Annotated in this window: 20 protein-coding genes and 2 pseudogenes; 8 read left to right on the top strand and 14 right to left on the bottom strand. The window is 70.8% G+C overall.

The window, feature by feature from the left end; all coding sequences use genetic code 11:
- Positions 1 to 39: 39 nt before the first annotated feature.
- Positions 40 to 1,524, bottom strand: a complete 1,485-nt coding sequence (locus ABZT93_RS23410) for an IucA/IucC family protein (RefSeq protein ID WP_356107507.1) — start codon at positions 1,522 to 1,524, stop codon at positions 40 to 42.
- A gap of 74 nt (positions 1,525 to 1,598) precedes the next feature.
- On the opposite strand from ABZT93_RS23410, the gene ABZT93_RS23405 reads away from it, so the two are divergent.
- Positions 1,599 to 3,116, top strand: coding sequence for an IucA/IucC family protein (locus ABZT93_RS23405; RefSeq protein ID WP_356107504.1), 1,518 nt, complete (start codon positions 1,599 to 1,601; stop codon positions 3,114 to 3,116).
- Between the two features lie 27 nt (positions 3,117 to 3,143).
- On the opposite strand, the gene ABZT93_RS23400 is transcribed toward ABZT93_RS23405, so the two are convergent.
- Together ABZT93_RS23400 and ABZT93_RS23395 are read right to left on the bottom strand one after the other, a co-directional pair.
- Positions 3,144 to 3,800, bottom strand: coding sequence for a hypothetical protein (locus tag ABZT93_RS23400; RefSeq protein ID WP_356107502.1), 657 nt, complete (start codon positions 3,798 to 3,800; stop codon positions 3,144 to 3,146).
- On the bottom strand, positions 3,797 to 4,675 hold the full coding sequence (locus ABZT93_RS23395; RefSeq protein WP_356107500.1) for an ABC transporter ATP-binding protein: 879 nt from the start codon (positions 4,673 to 4,675) through the stop codon (positions 3,797 to 3,799). Before ABZT93_RS23395 ends, ABZT93_RS23400 begins: the two co-directional genes overlap by 4 nt.
- A 199-nt stretch (positions 4,676 to 4,874) precedes the next feature.
- Here ABZT93_RS23395 and ABZT93_RS23390 point away from each other — a divergent pair, with 199 nt between their 5' ends.
- Together ABZT93_RS23390 and ABZT93_RS23385 are read left to right on the top strand one after the other, a co-directional pair.
- Complete coding sequence (locus ABZT93_RS23390; protein WP_356107498.1) at positions 4,875 to 5,282, top strand: hypothetical protein; 408 nt, start codon at positions 4,875 to 4,877, stop codon at positions 5,280 to 5,282.
- 72 nt (positions 5,283 to 5,354) lie between these two features.
- Positions 5,355 to 6,983: a multicopper oxidase family protein gene (locus tag ABZT93_RS23385; RefSeq protein WP_356107496.1), complete on the top strand. Its 1,629-nt coding sequence runs from the start codon at positions 5,355 to 5,357 to the stop codon at positions 6,981 to 6,983.
- Positions 6,984 to 7,180: 197 nt separating this feature from the next.
- Here ABZT93_RS23385 and ABZT93_RS23380 read toward each other — a convergent pair whose 3' ends face one another.
- From ABZT93_RS23380 to ABZT93_RS23330, 11 genes and pseudogenes are all read right to left on the bottom strand, one after another.
- Positions 7,181 to 7,576, bottom strand: coding sequence for a metalloregulator ArsR/SmtB family transcription factor (locus ABZT93_RS23380; RefSeq protein ID WP_356107494.1), 396 nt, complete (start codon positions 7,574 to 7,576; stop codon positions 7,181 to 7,183).
- 34 nt (positions 7,577 to 7,610) lie between these two features.
- Positions 7,611 to 8,339: a spermidine synthase gene (locus ABZT93_RS23375; protein WP_356107492.1), complete on the bottom strand. Its 729-nt coding sequence runs from the start codon at positions 8,337 to 8,339 to the stop codon at positions 7,611 to 7,613.
- A 105-nt stretch (positions 8,340 to 8,444) separates the two neighbouring features.
- Positions 8,445 to 10,130 carry a ribonuclease J gene (locus tag ABZT93_RS23370; protein ID WP_356107490.1) on the bottom strand — a complete coding sequence of 562 codons (1,686 nt, stop codon included), beginning with the start codon at positions 10,128 to 10,130 and terminating at the stop codon, positions 8,445 to 8,447.
- Between the two features lie 351 nt (positions 10,131 to 10,481).
- The gene (locus tag ABZT93_RS23365; RefSeq protein ID WP_356107488.1) at positions 10,482 to 11,876 is read right to left on the bottom strand and encodes a YibE/F family protein; all 1,395 of its coding nucleotides are present in this window, start codon (positions 11,874 to 11,876) and stop codon (positions 10,482 to 10,484) included.
- A gap of 461 nt (positions 11,877 to 12,337) precedes the next feature.
- Positions 12,338 to 13,096, bottom strand: a complete 759-nt coding sequence (locus tag ABZT93_RS23360; RefSeq protein ID WP_356107486.1) for a TIGR03943 family protein — start codon at positions 13,094 to 13,096, stop codon at positions 12,338 to 12,340.
- A complete protein-coding gene (locus tag ABZT93_RS23355; RefSeq protein WP_356107483.1) occupies positions 13,093 to 14,118 on the bottom strand; it encodes a permease in 1,026 nt (341 codons plus the stop codon). The genes ABZT93_RS23360 and ABZT93_RS23355 overlap by 4 nt, the downstream gene beginning before the upstream one ends.
- Positions 14,119 to 14,293: 175 nt before the next feature.
- Positions 14,294 to 15,466 carry a GTP-binding protein gene (locus ABZT93_RS23350; RefSeq protein WP_356107480.1) on the bottom strand — a complete coding sequence of 391 codons (1,173 nt, stop codon included), beginning with the start codon at positions 15,464 to 15,466 and terminating at the stop codon, positions 14,294 to 14,296.
- Between the two features lie 5 nt (positions 15,467 to 15,471).
- A complete protein-coding gene (gene rpmF / locus ABZT93_RS23345) occupies positions 15,472 to 15,642 on the bottom strand; it encodes a 50S ribosomal protein L32 (protein ID WP_261708872.1) in 171 nt (56 codons plus the stop codon).
- Positions 15,643 to 15,718: 76 nt separating this feature from the next.
- Positions 15,719 to 16,342 (bottom strand): annotated as a pseudogene (locus tag ABZT93_RS23340) (metal ABC transporter permease); the annotation flags it as partial.
- A gap of 1,019 nt (positions 16,343 to 17,361) precedes the next feature.
- Positions 17,362 to 17,754 carry an SCO5389 family protein gene (locus tag ABZT93_RS23335; protein ID WP_356107475.1) on the bottom strand — a complete coding sequence of 131 codons (393 nt, stop codon included), beginning with the start codon at positions 17,752 to 17,754 and terminating at the stop codon, positions 17,362 to 17,364.
- A 51-nt stretch (positions 17,755 to 17,805) separates the two neighbouring features.
- Complete coding sequence (locus tag ABZT93_RS23330) at positions 17,806 to 18,765, bottom strand: ATP-binding protein (RefSeq protein ID WP_356107472.1); 960 nt, start codon at positions 18,763 to 18,765, stop codon at positions 17,806 to 17,808.
- 294 nt (positions 18,766 to 19,059) lie between these two features.
- Here ABZT93_RS23330 and ABZT93_RS23325 point away from each other — a divergent pair, with 294 nt between their 5' ends.
- The 5 genes and pseudogenes from ABZT93_RS23325 to ABZT93_RS23305 all read left to right on the top strand — a co-directional run bounded on the left by ABZT93_RS23325 (position 19,060) and on the right by ABZT93_RS23305 (position 22,191).
- On the top strand, positions 19,060 to 19,308 hold the full coding sequence (locus tag ABZT93_RS23325) for a hypothetical protein (protein WP_356107470.1): 249 nt from the start codon (positions 19,060 to 19,062) through the stop codon (positions 19,306 to 19,308).
- A gap of 157 nt (positions 19,309 to 19,465) precedes the next feature.
- Positions 19,466 to 19,625, top strand: a pseudogene (locus ABZT93_RS23320) (peptide ABC transporter substrate-binding protein); the annotation flags it as partial.
- A 137-nt stretch (positions 19,626 to 19,762) separates the two neighbouring features.
- Positions 19,763 to 20,185: a hypothetical protein gene (locus ABZT93_RS23315; protein ID WP_356107467.1), complete on the top strand. Its 423-nt coding sequence runs from the start codon at positions 19,763 to 19,765 to the stop codon at positions 20,183 to 20,185.
- A 273-nt stretch (positions 20,186 to 20,458) separates the two neighbouring features.
- The gene (locus ABZT93_RS23310; protein WP_356107464.1) at positions 20,459 to 21,463 is read left to right on the top strand and encodes a permease; all 1,005 of its coding nucleotides are present in this window, start codon (positions 20,459 to 20,461) and stop codon (positions 21,461 to 21,463) included.
- Positions 21,460 to 22,191: a TIGR03943 family protein gene (locus ABZT93_RS23305; protein ID WP_356107461.1), complete on the top strand. Its 732-nt coding sequence runs from the start codon at positions 21,460 to 21,462 to the stop codon at positions 22,189 to 22,191. Before ABZT93_RS23310 ends, ABZT93_RS23305 begins: the two co-directional genes overlap by 4 nt.
- Positions 22,192 to 22,283: the final 92 nt, after the last annotated feature.

The raw sequence follows: 22,283 nt of genomic DNA, 5'->3' as shown, positions 1-22,283 counted from the left end.
ATCCTATTGATCAGGTGCGCCGGGCTCCAAAACGGCCGCTCAGAGAAGGGGGTTGGGTAGTTCCGTCCACTGGTCGCCCGGCGTCGTCGGCGAGAGCCGCATCAGCGTCAACGCCTTCGCGGGCAGCGGCTGTTCGAGCAGCCCGGCCAGATCGGGGGTGCGTGGAAGATCCCGTACGGCCGTCTCCAGTGCCCCGCGCAACGCGGTCGCCGAACCCGCCGTACCCGCGAGGGCCCCGGCCACCAGGGAGCCGAACAGCTTGCGCCGCAGGGTCGTCACGTCGTCCGTGACGACCCGCCCGGACAGCGCCGGGACCGGGATGCCGTGCCGTGCCAGCCTGGCCGGGCTGACCCGGATGTCCGCGAGGTCCCGGTAGACCAGCCTGAGCGGTGCGCCGGACTCGGACAGGACGACGAGGAGGTTCTGGCCGTGCGCCTCCAGGGCGACGCCGAGTTCCAGCAGCCGCAGTCCCACCGTGAGGGCCAGTCGGGCGAACTCGGCCAGCCATGCCGGGGATTCGGGCAGCTCGGTGGTGGCGAGGGCCGCCACCGGAAGGACCCGGTCGCCGTACACCTGCGGTGACTCCCGCAACACCGCTGCCAGGTCAGGAGAGTTGGCCGTGGCCGCCCCCAGCGTGCGGGTGAAGTGGAGGCTGCCGTCCAAACGTTCTGCCAGTGTCTCCGCGAACTGTGAGAGCGTCGCCGACATGCTGATCGAGTAGACGGAGATGTCCCGCACCGAGGACGTGAGCCGGGCACTCAACGCGGTCTTCACATGCGGTCCGCCGCCCAGGGCGAGCGTGCGCAGCGACATCAACGGGTGCGCGTCGAGGCCCTCCGTCGCGGGCCGCTTCAGCACATGCTCCGCCTGCCACGGATGCACGGGCAGCAGCAGCCGCCCCCCGTCCCGCATCTCCGCCGGCCACGCACCCGTCACCAGACACTCCTCGGCCTGCACCGGCACGAACCCCAGCCGTACCGACGGTCGGTGCTCGGGACCGTAGGCCAGCTGCTCGGCGACCGAGAAGCCGGGCCGGGAACGGCAGTTGGGGTGGTAGGGGTGCCCGTCGACGATCCGCTGCTCCCACTCCCAGTCCCGCTCCGGCCACTCCCGCGAGCGGGCCGGCTGTCCCGCCCTCGACAGCGCCAACGAAGCGACACTGTCGGCGAGTTCGGCCGCGAAGTCCGCTCCGTGCGGCACGCCGAGGTCCGTCATCAGGCGTGCCGGATCGTCGTGGGCGACCTCGTCGAGCCGTACGACGGTGACCTGGGCGGCGGTGGCGAACGGGTCCGGGTGCGGGCCGTGCAGCCGGCGGCCGTCCCCCAGGCGCAGGGTGAGGCCCTCCCGGCCGGCCTCGCGCGCGGTGACCCAGGGCAGCGGCTCGTGGGTGAGCCCCCGCCACAGCCGGGACAGCACGGCCGCGCGGGCGCCGGGCAGCTCGGCCGTGTACCGCGCCACGAGCTCGGGGCGCAGGACGGCCAGCTCTTCGGCGAACTCGGCCTCGGCGGCACGGGGACGGTGCACGGGGGGACTCCTCGGGTACGACTGGTGTCACTGTGGGGCGGTGACGGCAGACATACTGATCGTCATCGCACCAGATGAACCGTAGAGAACGAGTGAACCGCGTGGATCTCCCACCCCCGCCGACCGCCACCGCCGTCGCCCACCGCGCCGACGCGTACGCGGCAGCGCCCCTGCTCAACTGCCTGCTGCGCGAGGTGGCCGTGCCGCTCCCGGAACCCGGCGAGCGCCCGGTGTACCGGTTGCCCGGCGGGCGACTGCTCAGGGTGCGGGGCCACCGGCGGCCCACCGAGCCCGAGGTGCACACGAAGGGCGGCTGGCGGCGGGTCGGTCACACCGAACTCGTGAAGCTCGTCGCCGAGGAACTGACCCGGCACACCGGAGTGTCCAACCACGAACTGCCCGCCGAGATGATCGACAGCCGGGACGCCGTGGCCGCCCTGCTCACGGCCCGGCACCGGGCGATGCCGCCCGGCGACCCGTATCTGCGCTCCGAGCAGTGCCTCGTCACCGGCCACCCGTACCACCCCGCTCCCAAGGCCCGCGGCGGCGGCCCCGTCGCCACCTGGCTGCCGTACGCCCCCGAGGCCCACGCCCGGTTCCCGCTGGTCCTGCTCGGGGTGCGCGAGGACGCCGTCGTCGAGGAGGGCGACACCACGGCCCTCGACGCCCTCGGCGAGACCCCGCCCGGCTACCGGCTGCTGCCCGCCCACCCCTGGCAGCTCGACCTGGCGCCCTGCGCGGAGGCCTTCGAGGACGGCCGCCTGGTCCGGCTCGGCACGACCGGCTTCGAGACCTGGCCGACGGCGGCGATCCGCACGGTGTACGCCCCCTCGCGCGATCTCTTCCTCAAGTTCAGTCTCGACGTCCGCATCACGAACGACATCCGGCGGCTCTGGCGCCACGACCTGCTCAAACTCCGCCGTACGGATGAAGCGGTCGCGAACGCCTTCGCCGCGAGTCCCGGCTCCGCCGCCTGGCTGAGCGACCGCGGCTACCGCACCGCCGACTTCGCCTTCGAGGAACTCGCCGTACTGGTCCGCGACGGACTGCGCGACCATGTGCGGCCCGGGGCGACCCCGCTGCTCGCCGCTGCCCTGGTGGAGGGCTTCGAGGGCAACCCGCTCGACACCGTCGAGGATCCGGCGGCCTGGTGGCAGGCGTACCTGAGGGCGGTCGTCCCGCCCGCCCTCACCGCCTTCGCCGACCACGGAGTCGTACTCGAGGCGCATCTCCAGAACACCCTGGTCGCCGTGGACGCCGACGGTACGCCCGTACAGGCTCTGTTCCGGGACGCGGAGGGTGTGAAGCTGCTGCCGGACATCCCGCGCGCGGCCGGGTGGGAACGGCTGGTGTACTGCCTGGTCGTGAACCACCTGTGCGAGGTCGCCGCGGCCCTGGCCGAACGCCGGCCCGGCTTCGACCCCTGGCCCGCCGCGCGCCGCGAACTGTCCCGCCACGACCTCCCCGAAGCCACCACCCTCCTCGCCGCGCCCACCCTCCCCGGCAAGACGAACCTGCTCCTGAGGTGGACGGGGGCGGACGGGGCGGACGCCCGCTACCTGCCGCTGCCGAATCCACTGGCCGGCACATGATCCGAGGCGCCCGCCGACGGATCCGCCTCAGCTCAGTCTGACGCTGACGGCCTGGGTGATCGCCACCGCGCCTGCCAGCACTCCGGCGGCGACGGTGAGCAGGACGCCCGTGGACCCGAGCAGGTGCGCGGAGTCCGAGGCGTTCTGGAGATCGCCGAGCATGATGTTGACCGGGGAGACGCCCCTGCCCAGCAGGGCCGCCAGCAGCAGGAGCAGGGCGGCCACCAGGGCGTGACCCGGGCGCCGGAAGAGCAGACGCGAGCACAGCACGCCGATCGCGATGCCGGTCAGAGCACAGGTGAGCTGCGCCTCGACGCCCAGCACCGCGTCGGCCGCCGTGAACGTGTGGGACCCGAACAGCAGCGGCAGGAACAGACCGGCGGCCGTCAGCGGTAGGCACCACAGCAGGGCCGTGCAGACCGACCCGAGCAGCACCCGCAGTCCGCTGCCCGCGGCGACGACGACGACCGAGCGGTGCGTCCGGTCCTCCAGGCCGATCAGGGCCATGGTCGACCACAGCGAACACACCAGCATGGCCCCGGCCACCGAGCCGTAGGTGGCCGCGAGCGGACCCGAGTCGCTGCTGGTCAGCACCGCCAGCAGACCGACGAACAGCAGCAGCGGCGCGAGTTGGCGCTGGGAGAGCAGAAGCACCGTGAACAGGTAGCGGATCAGGGCGATCACAGGGCGGCCCTCCTCGCGGCCGGGCGGGACGCGCGCGCGTCGTCGGCCCTCGCGACACCCTCCACCGACCACCCGTGCCCAAGTGCCGTGAGCAGCACGGTGTCCGAGTGCTCGCGCCTCACCCGCAGGACGAACGCCTCACCCCGGCGCGCCGCGTCCAGTACGCCGGGCAGGCCGTGCCAGTGCACCTCGGTGGGCGGGACACCGGTGAGCGGCGCTGCCAGGACCAGTTCGACCTCCGGCGCCCGCGCGCCGGTGCGTGCCCCGCTCCGCCATGTGACCCGGCCGCCGCCGATGGCGTAGACGCCGGTGGCGTGCGTCTCGGTGATCGCCTCGCGGTGGTCGGTGAAGACCACGGCCCCGCCCCGGGCGGCCACCTCCTCGATGAACTCGGCCAGCACGCCGTGGGCCGAGGTGTCCAGACCCGACCAGGGCTCGTCGAGGACCAGCAGATCGGGTTCGACGAGCAGGGCCTGGGCCAGTGCCACCTTCTGCGCGTTGCCCTTGGACAGCGTGCCCAGCGAGGCGTCCTGGCCGCCCACCAGCGCCAGTTGCTCCAGCAGTCGGGCGGCCCGGGCCCGGGCCGTCGTACCCGACAGACCTCGGACACGTCCCATGTGCGTGAGGTAGGAGAGCGCCGACATCCGGTCGTGGGCGGTGAAACGGTCGGGTACGTAACCGATGGTCGCTGGGCGGCCCGAGACGGTCCCCGAGGTGGGCCGCGACACGCCCACGAGGATGCGCAACAGGGTCGACTTCCCTGAGCCGTTGCCGCCCACCACCGCGAGGACGTCCTCCGCCGAGATCTCCATGTCCACGTCCCTGAGGACCCAACGCCCCCTGCCGTAGCGCTTGGTGAGCCCTTCACACCGCATTGCGGACCGTAACAAAGTCCACTCCTCATTCGCTGTCCGGTGAGCCGCCGAACGGCATTCTCCTCCGCCCCCTCCGACTCCTCAGGGTTGTCCGACGACGGGATCGGAGTTGCTCGACCGGTGGTGGCGCAGACGCATCGGTACCCCCTGGGGGTAGGGTGCTGAGTCATTGAACGGCGAGAACGGCACAGGTGATCTCATGGCGAGGCGAGCAGGACGCGACGGCGGAGCCGTCCGCTCGGCGTACCTGGTGGTCTTCGCCTTGTGTGCCGTCCTGGCCGTGCTCGTCCACCACGAGGTGTCCGCGGCCGGGGTTTCCCCGATCTCCGGCATGTCGCACGGCGCCATGTCCGCCACGCCTGCCCTGTCCGCCACGGGAGGCTCCTCGGCGCGCGACCTCGGCGCCGGGGCGTGCACGGGGGCCGGCATGGAGCACTGCAGCGCGGCCGGTGTCTCCTCGGTGCACCTCGTCGCCCAGGATCGCAGCGGCATCCCCTCGCCCGCCTCGCCCGCGCAGCTGTCTCCGACGCCGTCCGGGCATGCGCCCGGCGCGGTGGTGAGCCGGGCCCCGCCCGATCTGTCCGTCCTGTCACGTCTGCGCATATAGGCCGCCCGGCACGGCGCTCGATGCGCCGTGCCTCCGCGCCCCCATCGCAGTCGCACAGCAGAGGACAACGAAATGGACAGCATCAACCGCCGCTCCATCCTGTTCGCCGGACTGGGAGCCGTCGGCGCGCTCGCCGCCTGCGGCAGCAGCTCCGGTGCCGACAACAACACGCTGGTCAGCCCTTCCGGGCCCGCGGTGGCCGCCACCGAGAAGAAGCGCGTCGGCACCGGACGCCAGCGGAATCTCACCCTGACCGCCGCACCCGCGATGATCGACCTGGGCGGCGGGGTCACGCCCCAGACCTGGGCCTTCGACGGACGCCCCCTGGGCAAGGAGGTCCGGCTGTCCGTCGGCGACACCCTGGTCGCCGAGCTGTCCAGCCGGCTCCCGAGCGGAACCACCACGTCGGTCCACTTTCACGGCATCGCCCTGCGCAACGACATGGACGGCGTACCGCCCGTCACCCAGCCCTTCGTTCAGGCCGGCTCCGCCTTCACCTACAGGTTCGTCGCCGACACCCCGGGCACCTACTTCCTCCACCCGCACGTCGGAGTCCAACTCGACCGCGGCCTCTACGCCCCGCTGATCGTCGAGGATCCCGACGAGAGCCTCGGTTACGACGACGAGTGGGTCGTCCTCCTCGACGACTGGCTCGACGGTGTCACCGGCACGCCGGACGAGGTCTACGCGGAACTCCGGCACGGCATGTCCGGCATGGGGACGGGCAGCGCGGGGATGGGAGACATGGGCGGCATGGGGGACATGGGCGGGAGGGGCATGGGGAGCGACTCCGCGTCCCCCTCCGCCTCGGCCTCCTCCAACGTCTCGCCCTCCGCGTCGGCCTCCTCCGGCGGCATGCCGACGAAGTTCATGCTCATGGGCGGCTCCAGCGCCCTGCTCGGCGGCGACGCCGGTGACGTGAAGTACCCGTACCACCTGATCAACGGCCGCGTCGCGACCGACCCGGACGTCTACACGAGCAGGCCGGGCAAGACGGTGCGACTGAGGATCGTCAACGCCGGCTCGGACACCGCCTACCGCGTCGCCCTCGGCGGTCACAAGCTGACCATCACCCACACGGACGGCTTCCCGGTCCAGCACCAGGAGGTGGACGCCCTGCTGGTCGGCATGGGCGAGCGGTACGACGTCCTGGTCACCCTCGCCGACGGCGTCTTCCCGCTCGTCGCGCTCGCCGAGGGCAAGGAGGCGAACGGCCTCGCCCTGGTGCGTACCGGTTCCGGGGACAAGCCCTCGGAGACCGTCCGCCCCACGGAACTCGACGGCATGGTCGTGACGGCGTCCGAGCTGCGCGCCGTCGACGACGTGCGCCTGAAGTCCGCCGAGGTCGACGTCACGCACCGGATCAGGCTGACCGGCAACATGACGGAGTACAACTGGGCCATCAACGGCACGCCCTTCGACATGAACGATCCCGGGGCGCATCCCGTCGTCGTCCAGGAGGGGCAGCGCGTACGGCTCGACTTCATCAACAGCACCGACATGTGGCATCCGGTACACCTGCACGGCCACACGTACCAGATCGGCGATTCCGGGCCCCGCAAGGACACCGCGATCGTGCTTCCCAGGCGGAAGGTGTCCGTCTACTTCGACGCCGACAACCCGGGCCAGTGGATGCTGCACTGCCACAACGCCTACCACGGTGAGGCCGGGATGATGGCGAACCTGGCCTACCAGGCCTGACCGCCCCTCGCGCGCCCTCGGGGCTGCCCGGCCCGTCAAGGGCGCGCACCGACGCGGTTTTCTTCCGGGGCCGGACCCTGCTGCCCAGCAGGTGCCGGTCCTGGTCGCGCTCGTCCCTGTGTCGCCGGCCTGGCGGCGGAGGTTCACGGCCCACGCCGCCGAGCCACTGGAGGCGCGGCGGTGAACGGCCTGGACGGTCAGCCCGCGGTCGGCACCACGGTGAGCAGCCTGCCCATGGCGGCCAGCACGGCGGGCTCGACGCGGTAGTACACCCAGGTCCCGCGCCGCTCGGACGTCAGCAGCCCGGCCTCCTTGAGCTTCTTCAAGTGGTGGGACACCGTCGGCTGGGACACGCCGACGTCGGAGATGTCGCACACGCACGCCTCGCCGCCCTCGTGCGAGGCGACCGCCGAGAACAGTCGCAGCCGCACCGGATCGCCCAGCGCCTTGAACATCCGCGCGGCCGTCTCGGCCTCCTCCGCGCTGAACGGCCGCTCGGTCAACGGCGGACAGCACGGCGCCACGGCCTCGGGTGTCTCGGGCATCCCGGGCGTCTCTGGTTCGAGCAGCGGCAGCACCTTCGTATTCGACATACGTCTATGTTGACATACGTCGAACCAGTTGGCCCTAAGGCGTGACCGATGCCTTCCCGGCCAGGTAGACGGTGTTGGACGCGGTGCGGTCTTGCAGCGGGTTGTCGAACTCGACGACCTGTGCCGCCACTTCGGCGAAGACCTCCGAGAGCGCGGACGTGAACTGGTCGTCGGGCGGATCGTTCGACCACAGGGCGAACAGGCCGCCTGGGTGGAGGTGTGCGGCCAGGGCGCGGAGTCCGGCGGGCTGGTAGAGCGCCGCGTGGCGTGGGTGGAGAACATGGCGCGGTGAGTGGTCGACATCCAGCAGGATGGCGTGGAAGCGGCGCCCGGGTTCGTCGGGGTCCAGGCCACGCGGATCGGCAGCCATGGCGAAGAAGTCGCCGTGCACCAGGCGGCAGCGGGTGTCCGACGTCAGCCGGTTGCCGAGCGGGACCAGGCCACGGCGGTGCCAGTCGATGACTTCGGCGAGCGTGTCGATCACCGTCAGCGAGCGGACCCGGGGGTCGTCCAGTGCCGCCCGGGCGGTGTAGCCGAGTCCCAGGCCGCCGACCACGACGTCCGGTTCGGCGTCCGGGAGCCTGGCCAGGGCGAGTTCCGCCAGCGCGATCTCGCCGGCGGTGAAGAGGCTGGACATGAGGAACTCCTCGCCCAGCTTCACCTCGTACACGTCCTCGCCCGACTCCGGATGGCGGCGCCGCCGCAGGCTGATGTCGCCGATCGGCGTCGGTCGCCAGTCGAGCTCCTCGAAACGCAGGCCCATCCGTTCACCTCTCCGGCGTTGACGTCATGCTGCTGGTGCCGGCATCCGGCGGCAGGGCCCCTGGCCGTCCCTGCGGGCGCAGTGACGGCCAGGGGCGTGGTCCGGTCAGGCGTCGATGATGACGGGGATGATCAGGGGCCTGCGGCGGTGGGTGCGGAACGCCCAGTTCGCCACGGCCCGGGCGAGGAGCTGTTCGAGCTGGTGCGCGTCCCCGACACCCTCCTCGGCCGCGGTGGCCAGGGTCTTCTCGATGACGGGGACGACCGGCTCGAAGGTGGTGTCGTCGTGGACGAACCCGCGGGCCAGGAAGTCGGGGGCCTCGGCGAGCGCGCCGGTGTCCGCGTCGACGATCGCCACCACCGTGACCACGCCCTCGGAAGCCAGGGTGAGTCGGTCCTTGAGGGAGGCCTCGGTGGCGCCGCCGACTTCCATGCCGTCCACGTAGACGTTTCCGGCGGGAACCTTGCCGGTGATGGAGGCGCGCCCGTCGACGAGGTCCACGACGACACCGTCCTCGGCGATGACGACCCGGTCCGGGTCGACACCGGTACGGATGGCGAGGTCGCCGTTGGCCCGCAGGTGGCGCCATTCGCCGTGCACGGGCATGACGTTGCGGGGCTTGACGATGTTGTAGCAGTAGACGAGTTCGCCGGCGCTGGCGTGCCCGGAGACGTGCACCTTGGCGTTGCCCTTGTGGACGACGTGGGCGCCCCAGCGGGTGAGTCCGTTGATCACCCGGTAGATGGCGTTCTCGTTGCCGGGGATGAGGGAGCTGGCGAGCAGGACGGTGTCGCCCTTGCCGATGCGGATCTGGTGGTCGCGGGTGGCCATCCGCGACAGAGCGGCCATCGGTTCGCCCTGGGAGCCGGTGCACACCAGAGTGATCTTGTGGTCCGGGAGCTTCTCCAGCTCCTTGGTGCTCACGACCAGACCGGACGGGACCTTCAGATAGCCCAGGTCACGGGCGATGCCCATGTTGCGGACCATGGAACGGCCGACGAAGGCGACCTTGCGGCCGTGCTGGTGGGCGGCGTCCAGGACCTGCTGGATGCGGTGCACATGGCTGGCGAAGCTGGAGACGATGACCCGGCGCGGCGCGGTACGCATCACCTGCTCGATCGCCGGGTTCAACTCACGCTCGGAGGTGGTGAAGCCGGGTACCTCGGCGTTGGTGGAGTCGGTGAGGAACAGGTCCACGCCCTCCTCGCCCAGGCGGGCGAAGGCGCGCAGATCGGTGATGCGGTCGTCGAGCGGGAACTGGTCCATCTTGAAGTCGCCGGTGTGCAGCACCATCCCGGCACCGGTGCGGATCGCGACCGCGAGGCTGTCCGGGATGGAGTGGTTGACCGCCACGAACTCGCAGTCGAACGGCCCGAAACCGCGCCGGTCGCCCTCCCGCACCCGCACCGTGCGCGGCCGGATGCCGTGTTCCTTGAGCTTGGCCTCCAGGAACGCCAGTGTCAGCTTGGAGCCGACGACGGGAATGTCGGACCGCTCGCGCAGCAGGTACGGCACGGCGCCGATGTGGTCCTCGTGCCCGTGGGTGAGCACTACGGCCACAACGTCGTCCAGCCGGTCCCGGATCGAGGTGAAGTCCGGCAGGATCACGTCCACGCCGGGCTGGGTCTCCTCGGGGAACAGCACGCCGCAGTCGACGATCAGCAGTTTGCCGGCGTACTCGAAGACGGTCATGTTGCGGCCGATCTCCCCCAGACCGCCCAGGGCGACGACGCGCAGTCCTCCCTCGGGAAGAGGCGGGGCGGCTTTCAGTTCGGGGTGCGGATGGCTCATACCCTGACGTTACCCGGAGAGTGGGGCCGGGTGATCCACTGCCTGTGTGATCCGGAACCGAAAGACGACGTTGGCCGCTGATCACCCTCGGTTCCTGTGCTCACTTCATGCCGGAGAACTGCGAGGTCAATGAATTGGGTGGCCTGAGACAATGCTGAGAGAGGTCACCGCGACCCGTTACGTCGAGCCCCTGCGCACCGGGGCTCCGTCCCCGGCGTCGTCGAGGCCGACGACCTGGGCACCTACGTCGTGAAGTTGTCTACGCAGGGGCGCTGACCTGCGGTGATGTGGCAATGCCCATGGCTGGCCTGCGGCGATGGCTCTTTCTGCGTCTTTCATAGGCGTGCCGTCCTATGCGGCCGATCCTCCCCGGTGAGGCTTCCGTCGACGCCTTCTCCCGCTCCGGCCTGCAGCCGTTCCGCCGGCCGCCACCGCTCCCACTGGCGCCGTTGCCGTCTGCGGACCGGGTCGGTCGGCGGAGACCACCAGGGCGGCGAGGGCGGTGGTGACCGGTACCGCGGCGACCAGGCCGATCGAACCCACCAGGGTGCGCACGATCTCCTCAGCCACCAGCTCGCTGTTGGCCACCGTCCCGACGCTGCTCTGGGCGATGGAGAACAGCAGCAGCAGCGGGAGCGCGGCACCGGCGTAGGCGAGGACGAGGGTGTTGACCACGGACGCGATGTGGTCGCGGCCGATGCGGATGCCCGCCCGGTACAGCCCGCGCCAGCCCATCGACGGGTTGGCCTCGTGCAGCTCCCATACCGCCGACGTCTGCGTCACCGTCACATCGTCCAGGACACCGAGCGAGCCGATGATGACGCCTGCGAGCAGCAGACCGCTCATGTCGATCGTCGGATACAGGCCGTGGATCAGACCGGTGTTGTCATCCGTGTTGCCGGTGAGCGCGGCCCAGCCGATGAACTCCGAGCCGAGGATGCCGATCAGCAGCAGCGAGACCAGCGTGCCGAGCACGGCGACCGACGTACGTGCCGACAGCCCATGGCACATGTACAGCGCGATGAGCATGATCGCGCTCGCCCCGACGACGGCTACCAGGAGGGGATTTGATCCCTGTAGGATCGCGGGCAGGATGAAGAAGGTCAGCACCATGAAGCTGACGGCCAGCGCGACCAGGGCCATGACACCGCGCAGCCGGCCCACCACGACGACGGCGAGGGCGAAGATCCCCGCGAGCAGCGCCATGGGGAACTTCCGGTTGACGTCGGCTACCGAGTACTGCAGGTCCCTGGGGGCCGAGGGCTCGTAGGCGACCACGACCTTCTCGCCCTCGTGCAGCTGCCGTGACTGGTCCGGCTGCACGATCTCAGTGAAGGTGCGGCCCTTGTCCTTGCCGGTGTCGACCCGGATGGTCGCCTTCTTGCAGGTGCCGCCCGCCTCCTGCACCGCGGAGCTGCCCTCGGCGGTGGAGGTGTCGCCGGTCGGGGTTTCGCCGGAGGCGTGCACCGACGCGCAGCTCACCTCGACGACCCGGGTGACCGTGGCCTGCTGCCGCTGCTGGTCGAAGCCGACGCCCGTGCGCTTGTGCGGCGGTGCCCCGCCGGGCCAGAGCACCACCAGACCGACCAGGACCGCCACGGTGAACGGGACCAGGATCGCCGCGATGACCTTACGCAGATGCTTCGAGACCGGCGCGGCGGGCCCGTGGCTGTGAGTGTGCGTGTGTCCGTGACCACCAGCGCCCCCTCCGGGGCCGTGGTCGGGGCCGTGTCCGGTGCCCGTCACTGTGGCGCGTCCGTTGCCGTCACGGGGGTGGTGTGCCTGGTGACTGTGGCCGGAGAGGGAATGTGGCGCGCGTCAGGGTCGGCTCCGTAGCCGGGGTGAGGCGTCGGCTTGGGAGGATTCCCGTACGGGTAGTGGTGGCCGTACTTGCTCTCGTGACCACCCCTGGCTCGGGGCCGGTTGCCGACCCTGCTCCAGTCGGCGGCACACTGCCGGTCAGCGGCTCTCATGCCGTCTCCCTCGCGGTCGTCCGTGCCCCCTCCAGCCGGGCCTGCGCAGCGGCTCTGGGAAAGGGTACGTGAGCGGCTGTGGCATGTTCTCAGCCGATCATCGCGAGAACGCCCGGGTCCTCTCGTCCGCGCGGGCCAGGGTCTGTTCCGGCCGGCGGGCCGCAGCGGACGGCATAGGCACTCCCGGCGCCCTCGCCGCGGGTCGTCTGCGGGCGGCCTGTGCCGCGTCTTGCGTCAGCGCTTCTCGTACGGGTCCGACGGCTCGGCGACCTGTCTGACCGTTGTGGCGTCCAGCAGAGGGGGCCAGGCCGCTGACGATCCCAACCTGCCCTTGGGATGCCAGGTGCCCGTCACCGTCACCCAGGTGTCCGTCTCGGGTGCGTCCGTGCCGCGGACCTGCACCTTGCTCGTCGTGGCGTCGGCCGCGCAGCAGGAGACCAGGAGCCGGGTCACGTACCAGGTGCCGTCGTCTCCGTGGGTGACGAAGCCGGTCAGCCGGACCGTGCGGCCCTTCAGCGAATGCCCGCTGTCGTAGATCGCGCGGGAGGTGAAGGCGGCCACGCTCAGATCCACCAGGTTGCCTGCCGGCAGTGCAGGAAAGGTGCCGACACCCTGCGCCGCGCGCTGGGCGTCTTCGCGGGCGGCGCTGTAGGAGCCGAGCGCGGGCGGCGGGAAGAGGAGCAGGGCGGCGGCGGGGAGCGTGAGCAGCCAGGCCAAGCGCGGCCCGACCGGGTGGGAGTGGCCGTGGCCGTGCGCGTCCTCGTTCTCGTCCGGGTGCGCATGCCCGTCCGCGGAGACGGCGCCTTCCCGAGCCGCGCGCGCTTCCATCCCCGCCCTCACCAGGGCGAGCAGCCCCAGCAGCACCCCGGACGCGATCAGGTACGGCCGCAGCCCGGACTGCACGTAGCGCAGGTACAGGTCGCTGAACAGCGAGATCCGCAGTACCGCGGCGCCCACCAGCAGCAACAGCACGGCCGGCCCGTATCGCCTCACAGCAGCCACCACCCCACGAGCACACTGCTCACGAGCGCGACGGCCCAGGTCGCGGAGGAGAACCGGACGGCGAAGGTGCGCCCGAACGTGCCCGCCTGCAGGGCGATCAGCTTCAGGTCGACCATCGGCCCGACCACCATGAACGCCAGCCTCGCGGTCGGCGAGAAGCCGCTCAGGGACGCGGCGACGAACGCATCGGCCTCGCTGCACACGCACAGCACCACGGAGAGCAGCGCCAGCAGGGGCACCGACAGCCAGGCGGATCCCGTGAAGACGTCCAGGAGTGAGCGCGGCACCGTGATGCTGAAGGTCGCCGCGGCCGCCGAGCCGAGCACGAGGAAGCCCCCGGCGTGCAGGAAGTCGTGCTGCAGCCCGTCTGTGAAGGCACGTCCGCGTGAAGTGGCCGGCTGGGCCGTACGCGTCCTGGGCAGCCTCAGCCACTTCTCCCGCCCGAAGCGGGCCCTCAGCCAGCCCATGACGACGGCCGTGGTGAGGGAGGCGACGAGCCTGGCCACCACCATCCGTGGCTGTCCCGGAAAGGCGATGGAGGTGGCGACAAGTACGACGGGGTTGATCGCGGGCGCGGAGAGCAGGAACGCGAGCGCGGCAGCCGGGGCCACCCCGCGCCGCATGAGGCTTCCGGCCACCGGTACGGACGCACACTCGCACCCCGGCAGTACGGCACCGGCCACGCCCGCGACGGGCACGGCGAGCGCCGGGCTGCGCGGCAGCAGCCGGCTGAACACGCGCTCGGGTACCAGGACACCGATGGCCGCGGAGACGACTGTGCCGAGCAGCAGGAAGGGAACACCCTGGACGACGACGGCGGCGAAGACCGTCCACCAGGCGGCGACAGGCGGGGTGTAGAGGTCGAGGGCGACCAGCGGGCCGAGGACCTGTACGACCGTGGCGATGGCGACGAGCGCGCAACCGCCGAGGACGACATGTACGAGCCCCCGGACACAGAGGCGCGCGAAGTCGAACAGCCCGTACCGGGGCTCGGTGTATTCCTGATCGCTCACGCCACTCGCTTGCCGTCCGACGCCAACAATGTACTCACGGTAGCGAGGTGACCTGTGTGCCTGCCGGGTTCTTCCTCATCGCGAGCTGTCAGAACAACGGCCGGCGGCGCTCCTTGCGGAGCGGTGTCCGAACCGGGCGGCGCCGTGGCTGCGTTCGCCGCCCGGCCCGGGGCCTTCAGGTACCCGCCACGAGTTCAGGAAGCTCGTGGTCGCAGGTGTCGCCGATGCCGTAGGTGTCCCAGGCGGGGAACGGGTCGACGGGCGGCAGACTCTCGCCGTCGGCCATGAGACAGTCGGTCAGTGCCGCGTGCAGTGCGTCCGCGTGCAGGTGCGTGCCGATGAAGACCAGTTCCTGGCCGGCGGGGCTGTCGGTGTCGCGGGCTGCGGAGGGCTCGAAGCGTGCGACGGAGCCGGCCTGTGACCACAGGCCCGTTACGTGCGGGCGGCCGGCCAGGGTGAAGAAACCCTTGGAGCGCAGGATCCGCCCGTAGGCGCCGCTGTCGAGTTCCTTGGTCACGTACGTCCACAGCCGGCCGGGGTGGAAGGGCAGTTCGGCCCGGAAGACGGTCGAGGAGATCCCGTACTCCTCCGTCTCGGGCACGTGATCGCCGTTGAGTTCCATCACCCAGCCGGGGGCCTGTTGGGCGCGTTCCAGGTCGAACAGCCTGGTGCCCAGTACCTCGCCGACCTGCACGCGACCGTGGACGGCCGGGACGATACGTGCGGCTGGGTTGAGGCGGGTGAGCGTCGCCCGCAACCGGTCGGCCGATTCCTCGTCGACGAGATCGAGTTTGTTGAGCACGATGACATCAGCGAACTCGATCTGGTCCATCAGCAGGTCGCTGACGGTGCGTTCGTCGTCCTCGTACTGGTCCAGGCCGCGCTCGGCCAGTTCGTCGCCGCTTGCCAGTTCGGGCAGGAAGTTGGCGGCGTCGACGACCGTCACCATGGTGTCCAGGCGGGCGATCTCCCCGAGGGTGGCGCCGTCGTCGCGGGCGAAGGCGAACGTCGCGGCCACCGGCATGGGTTCGGAGATGCCGGACGACTCGATGAGCAGGTAGTCGAAGCGGCCCTCGCGGGCGAGCCGGTCGACCTCTTCGAGCAGGTCGTCGCGCAGGGTGCAGCAGATGCAGCCGTTGGTCATCTCGACCAGGCGTTCCTCGGTGCGCGACAGCGCTGCCTCGCCGCCGCGCACGAGGGCGGCGTCGATGTTGACCTCGCTCATGTCGTTGACGATGACCGCGACGCGCAGTCCCTCGCGGTTGCCGAGGACGTGGTTGAGGAGGGTGGTCTTGCCCGCGCCGAGGAAGCCGGACAGGACGGTGACGGGCAGTCGGTCGTGAGGCATGAACGTCAGTCCTCGGGGCGCAGCAGTCCGCGCTCGTACGCCTTGACCAGCCGCTGTGGCACGAGGTACGGGACGCCGTCGACGGTGATCGGTACGAGCGTGGGCGTGGCCGCCTTCCACTGGGCGCGGCGGTGGCGGGTGTTGCTGCGGGACATCTTCCGCTTGGGGACGGCCATGGCTCCTCCTCGATGGGTGAACGGCGCGACACCAAACGTTACATGAAAATGGATCTCATTATCAATCCGCCTCCGCTCATGCAGGTTGCGGGGCGGACCTGCGGGAGCCCCAGCGACGGGTGCGGTAGCCGCCCGCCAGTCGGCAGGCGAGGTAGATGCTGAAGGAGATCGTCGTCACGTACGGGCTGATGGGGATGCTGCTGCCCAGGGCGAGCAGGATGCCGCCCTCGATCGAGACGACTGCGAAGACCGCGCTGAGCAGGGGCAGCAGTACCGGCGAGGCGGTGACGCGGGCGGCGGCCGCCGCGGGCGTGACGACCAGGGTCAGGACCAGCAGCGCGTCGACGACCTGCACCGACAGGGCTACCGCGAGCCCGAGCACGATCATGAAGACGAACGACAGCCCGCGCACCGGCACCCCGCGGGCCTCGGCGACGTCCGGGTCGGCACTGGCGAAGGTCAGCGGCCGCCACATCACCGCCAGCGCGACGAGTACGACGGCGGAGGTGCCCAGCAGCCATGCCATCTGTGGGGTGTCCACGGCGACGATCTGGCCGGTAAGGAGGCCGAACTTGTTCGCCGCCCGGCCTTTGTAAAGCGCCAGGAGGAGCACCCCGAGGCCCAGGCCGAACGGCATGAGGATGCCGATGGCGGAGTTGCGGTCGCGGGCCCGTGTCCCGAGGACGCCGATCGCGCCGCTCCCGCGCGGAGACGAAGTCGGAGGAGCTGTGCAGTACGCGCAGCACAGCGCTTCGCTGCCAGGTCGAACGCCAGGCCGGCGGTCGCTCGTTGGCCGACGAACCGTCCACGACGCATGCCTACCGTGATGCTGGGACCGACTTGCGCCCCGCCAGATTAGTTGAACACGATTTCCATGACTACTGTCATCGGATTCTTGGGACCCTCGCTCGCCGCCTTCCGTGGGTGCCCGCCCGGTGGCGAGGCAGGTGTCGATCGCCTCCGCCAGACAGGGGTACTGATCGGTGGGGTAGTCCCAGGGGCAGGACAGCAGATCGGCGCGGGCGGTGGTCGGGCGAGCGAGCTGGGCCTCGCCTCGCACCCGTGCCTTCACCGCCGTACGCCAGTCCCGGTCCTTACCGGAGCCGGCCAGCAGGGCGGAGATCTCCGGCAGGCTCATCGTCGCGGTGTTCTGTAGCAGCTGGACGGCCGCACCCGTACCTGACCGGCAGCTGCCGTTGGGCCTCATGCTTGGGCGCGTGTGTCACTCTGCGCGCCGTCTCCATCGTCACCGTCGCCCTGCCCGACATGGGCTCTGACCTGAGCACCGACGCCTCGGCCATGCTGGGGGTACCCCCTCTGGGGATGATGCCTGCACGCTGGCCCTGTCCGCGCTGCTGCTGTGCGGGAATGGGCGCGGCGATCGGCCCCACCCCGCTGGCCGGGTGGCCGCCCAGCTGTGCGGCGCTCGGGGCTGGCCGCCGCGATCGTCAGCACCACCCGCAAGGCCGGTACGCCCTGGGGGCGGCCGTCCTGGGACTGATCCTCGCCATTGCTCCGGCACCCGGATCGGCACCGCCGACTTCGTGGAGGGATTCGTGCACGGACTGCACGTGTCGGGTGTGGTCACGGCGAGCGCGACGTTGGCGGCGTCCGTGCTGCTCGCCGCGTATGTGCGTGCCGACCGGAGTCGGTCCGGGGTGCGGGCGCCGCTGTCCCGGCGGCGCCGCCCGACGGCGGGAAGGCGTGAGGCATCCGGCCTCAGCAGTCGCGGAACTCCGGTGACTGGTTGAGGATCTGGGACCGCAGCGAGGTGAAGCGTGCGTGTGTCTCGCCGCCACGTGCCTCGGGGTGGAAAGCGGCGACGCGGTGGCAGTTCTGGAAGGCGAGGGCGATGCCGAAGTGGCGTTCCAGGCTGCTGCGGATGGCGTCGCTGGACAGCGCCCGCAGTAGCTGGCCGCGCTCCTTCTCGGAGGGCGGAGGGGTCTGGTTGTCGGCGAACTCCGCGGTACCGGAACGCAGTTCGGCGGCCAGGCGGGCGACGAGGTCGTAGGCGTACGGCAGGGACGTACGGACCGTTTCCACGAAGTCCTGTTCCCGCACCCGACCGTTCTCGGCTTCGGCGAGCAGCTGCGGGGAGACGTCGAGCGACATGAAGGGTTGTCCTGTTCTGTGGTGCTGAATGTGAGACGGACGGGGCGGGGCTCAGGCCAGAGCGGCCAGTGCTGTGGGGCCGTGCTGGAAGTCCGGGTCGACCTGAGTGGCGAGGTCCTGGCCGGTGGCCTCGTTGGCCCAGGCGGCGGCGTTGCGCAGGTGGAACTCGACGGCATGCTTCTGGAAGGCGGCCCAGTCCTTGGGGCGGGCGTCCACGGCCGCGCGCAGCCGGTCCAGCGTGCGCATGTTGTGCACCTCCAGCTCGCCGTGTTCGCGGCCCTGTTCCTGGGCGCGGACGTAGGGGGACTGCACGCAGTGGGCGAGCAGGTCGTCGCCGACGTGGGTGCGGAGGAAGTCGAGGTCGTCCTCGCCGGTGACTTTGTTGCCGACGACGGCGACCGGGATGCCGAACTCGGCGGCGTGGTCGCGGTACTGGCGGTAGACGGAGACGCTCTTGCGGGTCGGTTCGGCGACCAGGAACGTCATGTCGAAGCGGGTGAACAGGCCGGAGGCGAAGGCGTCGGCGCCGGCGGTCATGTCGACGACGACGTATTCGCCCGCCTCGTCGACCAGGTGATTGAGATAGAGCTCCACCGCGCCGAGCTTGGAGTGGTAGCAGGCCACTCCGAGATCGCTCTCGTCGAAGGCGCCGGTGACCATCAGCGGGACGCCGGCCACTTCCTGCACGTGAGGGGAGTGGACCTCGTCCTCGCCCAGCAGCCGCAGCAGACGGGAGCCGCGCCCGGGCGGCGTCGTCTTGACCATCGCCTCACGGGACGGGATCCGCGGGTTGCTGCCCCGCAAGTAGTCCTTGATCTCACCGGTGCGCGCGCTGAGCGGTGGGGCGGTGATCAGCTCGTCCTCGTCGAGGCCGAGGGCGTAGGCCAGGTGCTGGTTGATGTCGCCGTCGATCGCGACGACCGGCGCGCCCGAGCGCGCGAGGTGGCGGGAGAAGAGCGCGGACAGGGTGGTCTTGCCGCTGCCGCCCTTGCCCACGAAGGCAACACGCATCGCTAACCACCCCTATTGGAAATGGATGTCATGAGCATAGGCTGATGGTGCGTGGAACGGGTGTCAAATCACCCACGCTCCAACTCACCCGTCTGCCAGGCGACTTGGGTCACCCATGGCGCAAACAGGGGCTCTCTTTGACCATCACGGAGGAGACGCGGAGATGAGCGATGCCGCACGCGACCCTCGGGGTCGTCCATTCACCCTCGTCGTCTGCGGGGCCTGTGGCGCCGCCCCGACCGGACGGGTGAGAGAGGCGTTGCGCCGGGTGGTCCGGGGCTGTCCGCACGCGTCATGGTCTCCACGGGCTGCCTGGAGACGGTGCTGCACTGCCGGAGCAGGCTCGGTCTGTACGCCGTCGTGCAGCCGTGCGGGGTCGACCGCAGGCCCACCGGGGCCGTCGTACGCCTCGGGCCGCTCGCCACCGACGCCGACGCGGAGGTGGTCGGGGCGTGGCTGCGGGCGGGGATGCCGGACGACGGCACGCTGCCCGAGCGGCTCCGTGCGGCCCCTGCGCCGCGGCGGGTCGCTCACCTCAACTGAGGCTCGGCAGGCGGATCGGGTTGAGCCGGTACTCCTCGACCTGGGGCAGGCGTTGCTCGGCAAGTCCGGAGAGCATGTCCCGGTATGTGAGCGGCAGTTCGTCGTACATCCCGACGAGGGGCCGCTGAGCGTGTGGGAGGCGAGGGCCTGAACAAGGGGCGACGGCACACCGAAGCGCGGCGGGCGGTTGCGTGCCGCGTTCGCGGGCGGCGGCGCTGGCGAGACCCTCGACCCGCACCTGGACAAACCTCTTCGCCGACGTCGCCCGGGCCAAGGCCCTCGTCGACAAGTTCGCCGACTACGGCGCCGACCAGAGCCGGGCCTGCTGCGTCGGCGCGACACGTTCTTCGCCTGGACCGCAGCCCCTCGGGGCCGCTTCGCCCTGGGTGGCAGTGTTCCGACGGTATGCCGCGCCTACCCCCGCGTCCGTGACGGGCTCACCGCCCGCCCGGTCGTGGGCTTCGGTCCGACGGAGTTCGATCGCGCCGTCTACCGCCCACTGGGCCGCACCGAACGCTGGGCGGGCCTCGCCGACGAGCTGTGCACCTGCCTGCGCGACCGCGGCCCGGGCGCCCTGCGCCCTGCCATCGCCTTCGACGGCTCACGCAACTACGAAGCCGCCAACCGCATCGTCAAGTGCGCCGACGGCCCCGGGCCGAGCGACCGTGAGATTGTGCCGGACGGCCGCCGCACCCGTCGTCTGGACCCGCAGCCGGTCCTCATCGGCGTGGAGGACCCGCAGCCGGTCCTCACCGGCGTGGAGGCGTCCGCCTGTGCACCACCGCCCCACCCGCCGCGCTCCCCTCGGCAGTCCGGACGCCCCGCCAGGCCGTCTACCACATCGAGCACCTGCGCCTCGGACTCGGCGAGGCAGTAGAGACGAGGAAGAGGCCACGCTCGGCGTCACTCCCTGACCGGGGTCACGGTTGGTGCCTCCTGCGAAGGGGCGGGCGCTGCGTGCGGCGTACGGCGGGTGCCTTCTCGGATGCCGCTTTCCGGCCCTCCTTCACCTCGTCGGGAGGGGGCGACTCGTCCGGAATTTCGTCTCGGTGGCGGCGTGTGCGCGCGGCCGTAGCCGGGGTCCTCGCTTATCTTCGGCCAGACACCGACATCCGGAGTAAAAATGCAAAAAACGGATGAACTGGTTGATGTGGCTGAGGAAGCGGTGGTCGTGGCCCTCGGACCGCCCGTGCGTCGCACCGGCTCGTGGCCGTTCGCCGCCACGATCTCGATCGCGGTGGCCGCGGCGGCCGTACTCCTCCTCACGGGCACGCCATGGCTCGACCACCCGGCCGTCCAAGCCTGGCGCACCGTCTGCCTGGCCATCACCGTCCAGGCGTTCCCCTTCCTCCTCCTGGGCACGTTCCTGTCCGGCGCGATCAACGCGTTCGTGCCCGCCGACCTGGTCACCAGAGCGCTGCCGAAGCGGGCTGCCCTCGCCGTACCGGTGGCCGGAGCGGCCGGCGCGATCCTGCCCGGCTGCGAGTGCGCATCCGTACCCGTCGCGAGCAGCCTGATCCGCACAGGCGTCACCCCAGCCGCGGCCTTCGCCTTCCTGCTCTCGGCACCCGCCATCAACCCGATCGTGCTGACCGCCACCGCCGTCGCCTTCACGGGCAACGCCGCGATGGTCGTCGCACGGCTGCTCGCCTCGCTCGCCACCGCCGCGGTGATGGGCTGGCTGTGGCTGTGGAGGGGCAGAGAGGAGTGGCTGCGCCCGGCCGCCCGGCATGTCGGCCACCGACACGGTCACAGCCGCTGGAGCGAATTCCGCCTCGGCTTCCAGCACGACTTTCTGCACGCCGGCGGGTTTCTGGTGTTGGGCGCGATGGCCGCGGCCACCTTCAACGTCTCGATGCCGCGCTCCGTCCTCGACACCTTCTCCGGCACTCCTTGGCTGTCAGTGCTCTTCCTCGCAGCCCTCGCCGTGCTCCTGGCGGTCTGCTCCGAAGCTGACGCCTTCGTTGCCGCCTCGCTCACCGGCTTCTCGGCGACAGCCCGACTCGCGTTCATGGTGGTCGGCCCCATGGTGGACCTGAAACTGATCGCCCTTCAGGCGGGCACCTTCGGGCGGGCCTTCGCCTGGCGCTTCTCCACGGCCACCGTCGTCGTGGCGGTTGCCTCAAGCGTCCTGATCGGAGGCGCGCTGCTGTGAAACGCCCCGTACAGGTCCTGCTCCTGGCCCTCAGCGGCATCGGCCTGCTGCACGCGGCCCTCTTCACCGACCTCTATCTGCGCTACGTCAAGGAAGGGCTGCGCCCGCTGCTGATCGTCTCAGGGGTGCTGCTGTTGCTGCTCGCCCTGACGGGGGCGGCGCTGGACGGCGGGCGTACGACGGGGGAGTCCGACCACGCACACGGACACGACCACTCCACCGCACCCCGTATCGCCTGGCTGCTGTTCCTCCCCGCGTTGAGCCTGCTCTGCTACGCCCCACCGGCCCTGGGCGCCTACACCGCGGCGCACTCGAACAACAAGGCCATCAAGGAACGGAAGGAGTTCGATCGACTGCCCGCGGCCTCGCCGCTGCCCATGACACTCACGGACTTCACCAGCCGCGTCCAGCGGGACCGCGGGCTGGCCATCAAGGGCCGTACCGTCCAGATGACCGGCTTCGCCACCCCGACCGGACAGGGCGGCGGCTGGTATCTGACCCGCATCATCTTCACCTGCTGCGCCGCGGACTCACAGTCCGTCAAGGTGCGGATGTACGGGACCGAGACGCCGCCCGCCAACACCTGGCTGGCGGTGACCGGCACCTGGCACCCCAAGGGCGCCCTCGGCACGCCGACGGCCGAAGCCGCCCTCGACATCCGCAACACCAAGCGCATCCCCCCACCGGTCAACGCCTACACCGACGACCTGCCACTCACTCCCTCCTGACGGTTGTCCAGGTGTCAGGGCAGCGCCTGCCCCGCGAAGGCGACCGCCCCCACCCCGGCCCGCGCAGGTCTCGCCTACCAGCGGCTTCGTCG

This window comes from Streptomyces sp. NPDC005303 (genome assembly GCF_040607335.1).
Lineage (GTDB): Bacteria > Actinomycetota > Actinomycetes > Streptomycetales > Streptomycetaceae > Streptomyces.
The sequence above is the reverse complement of the archived record's forward strand: the minus strand, read 5'-3'. Positions and strand labels throughout refer to the sequence as shown.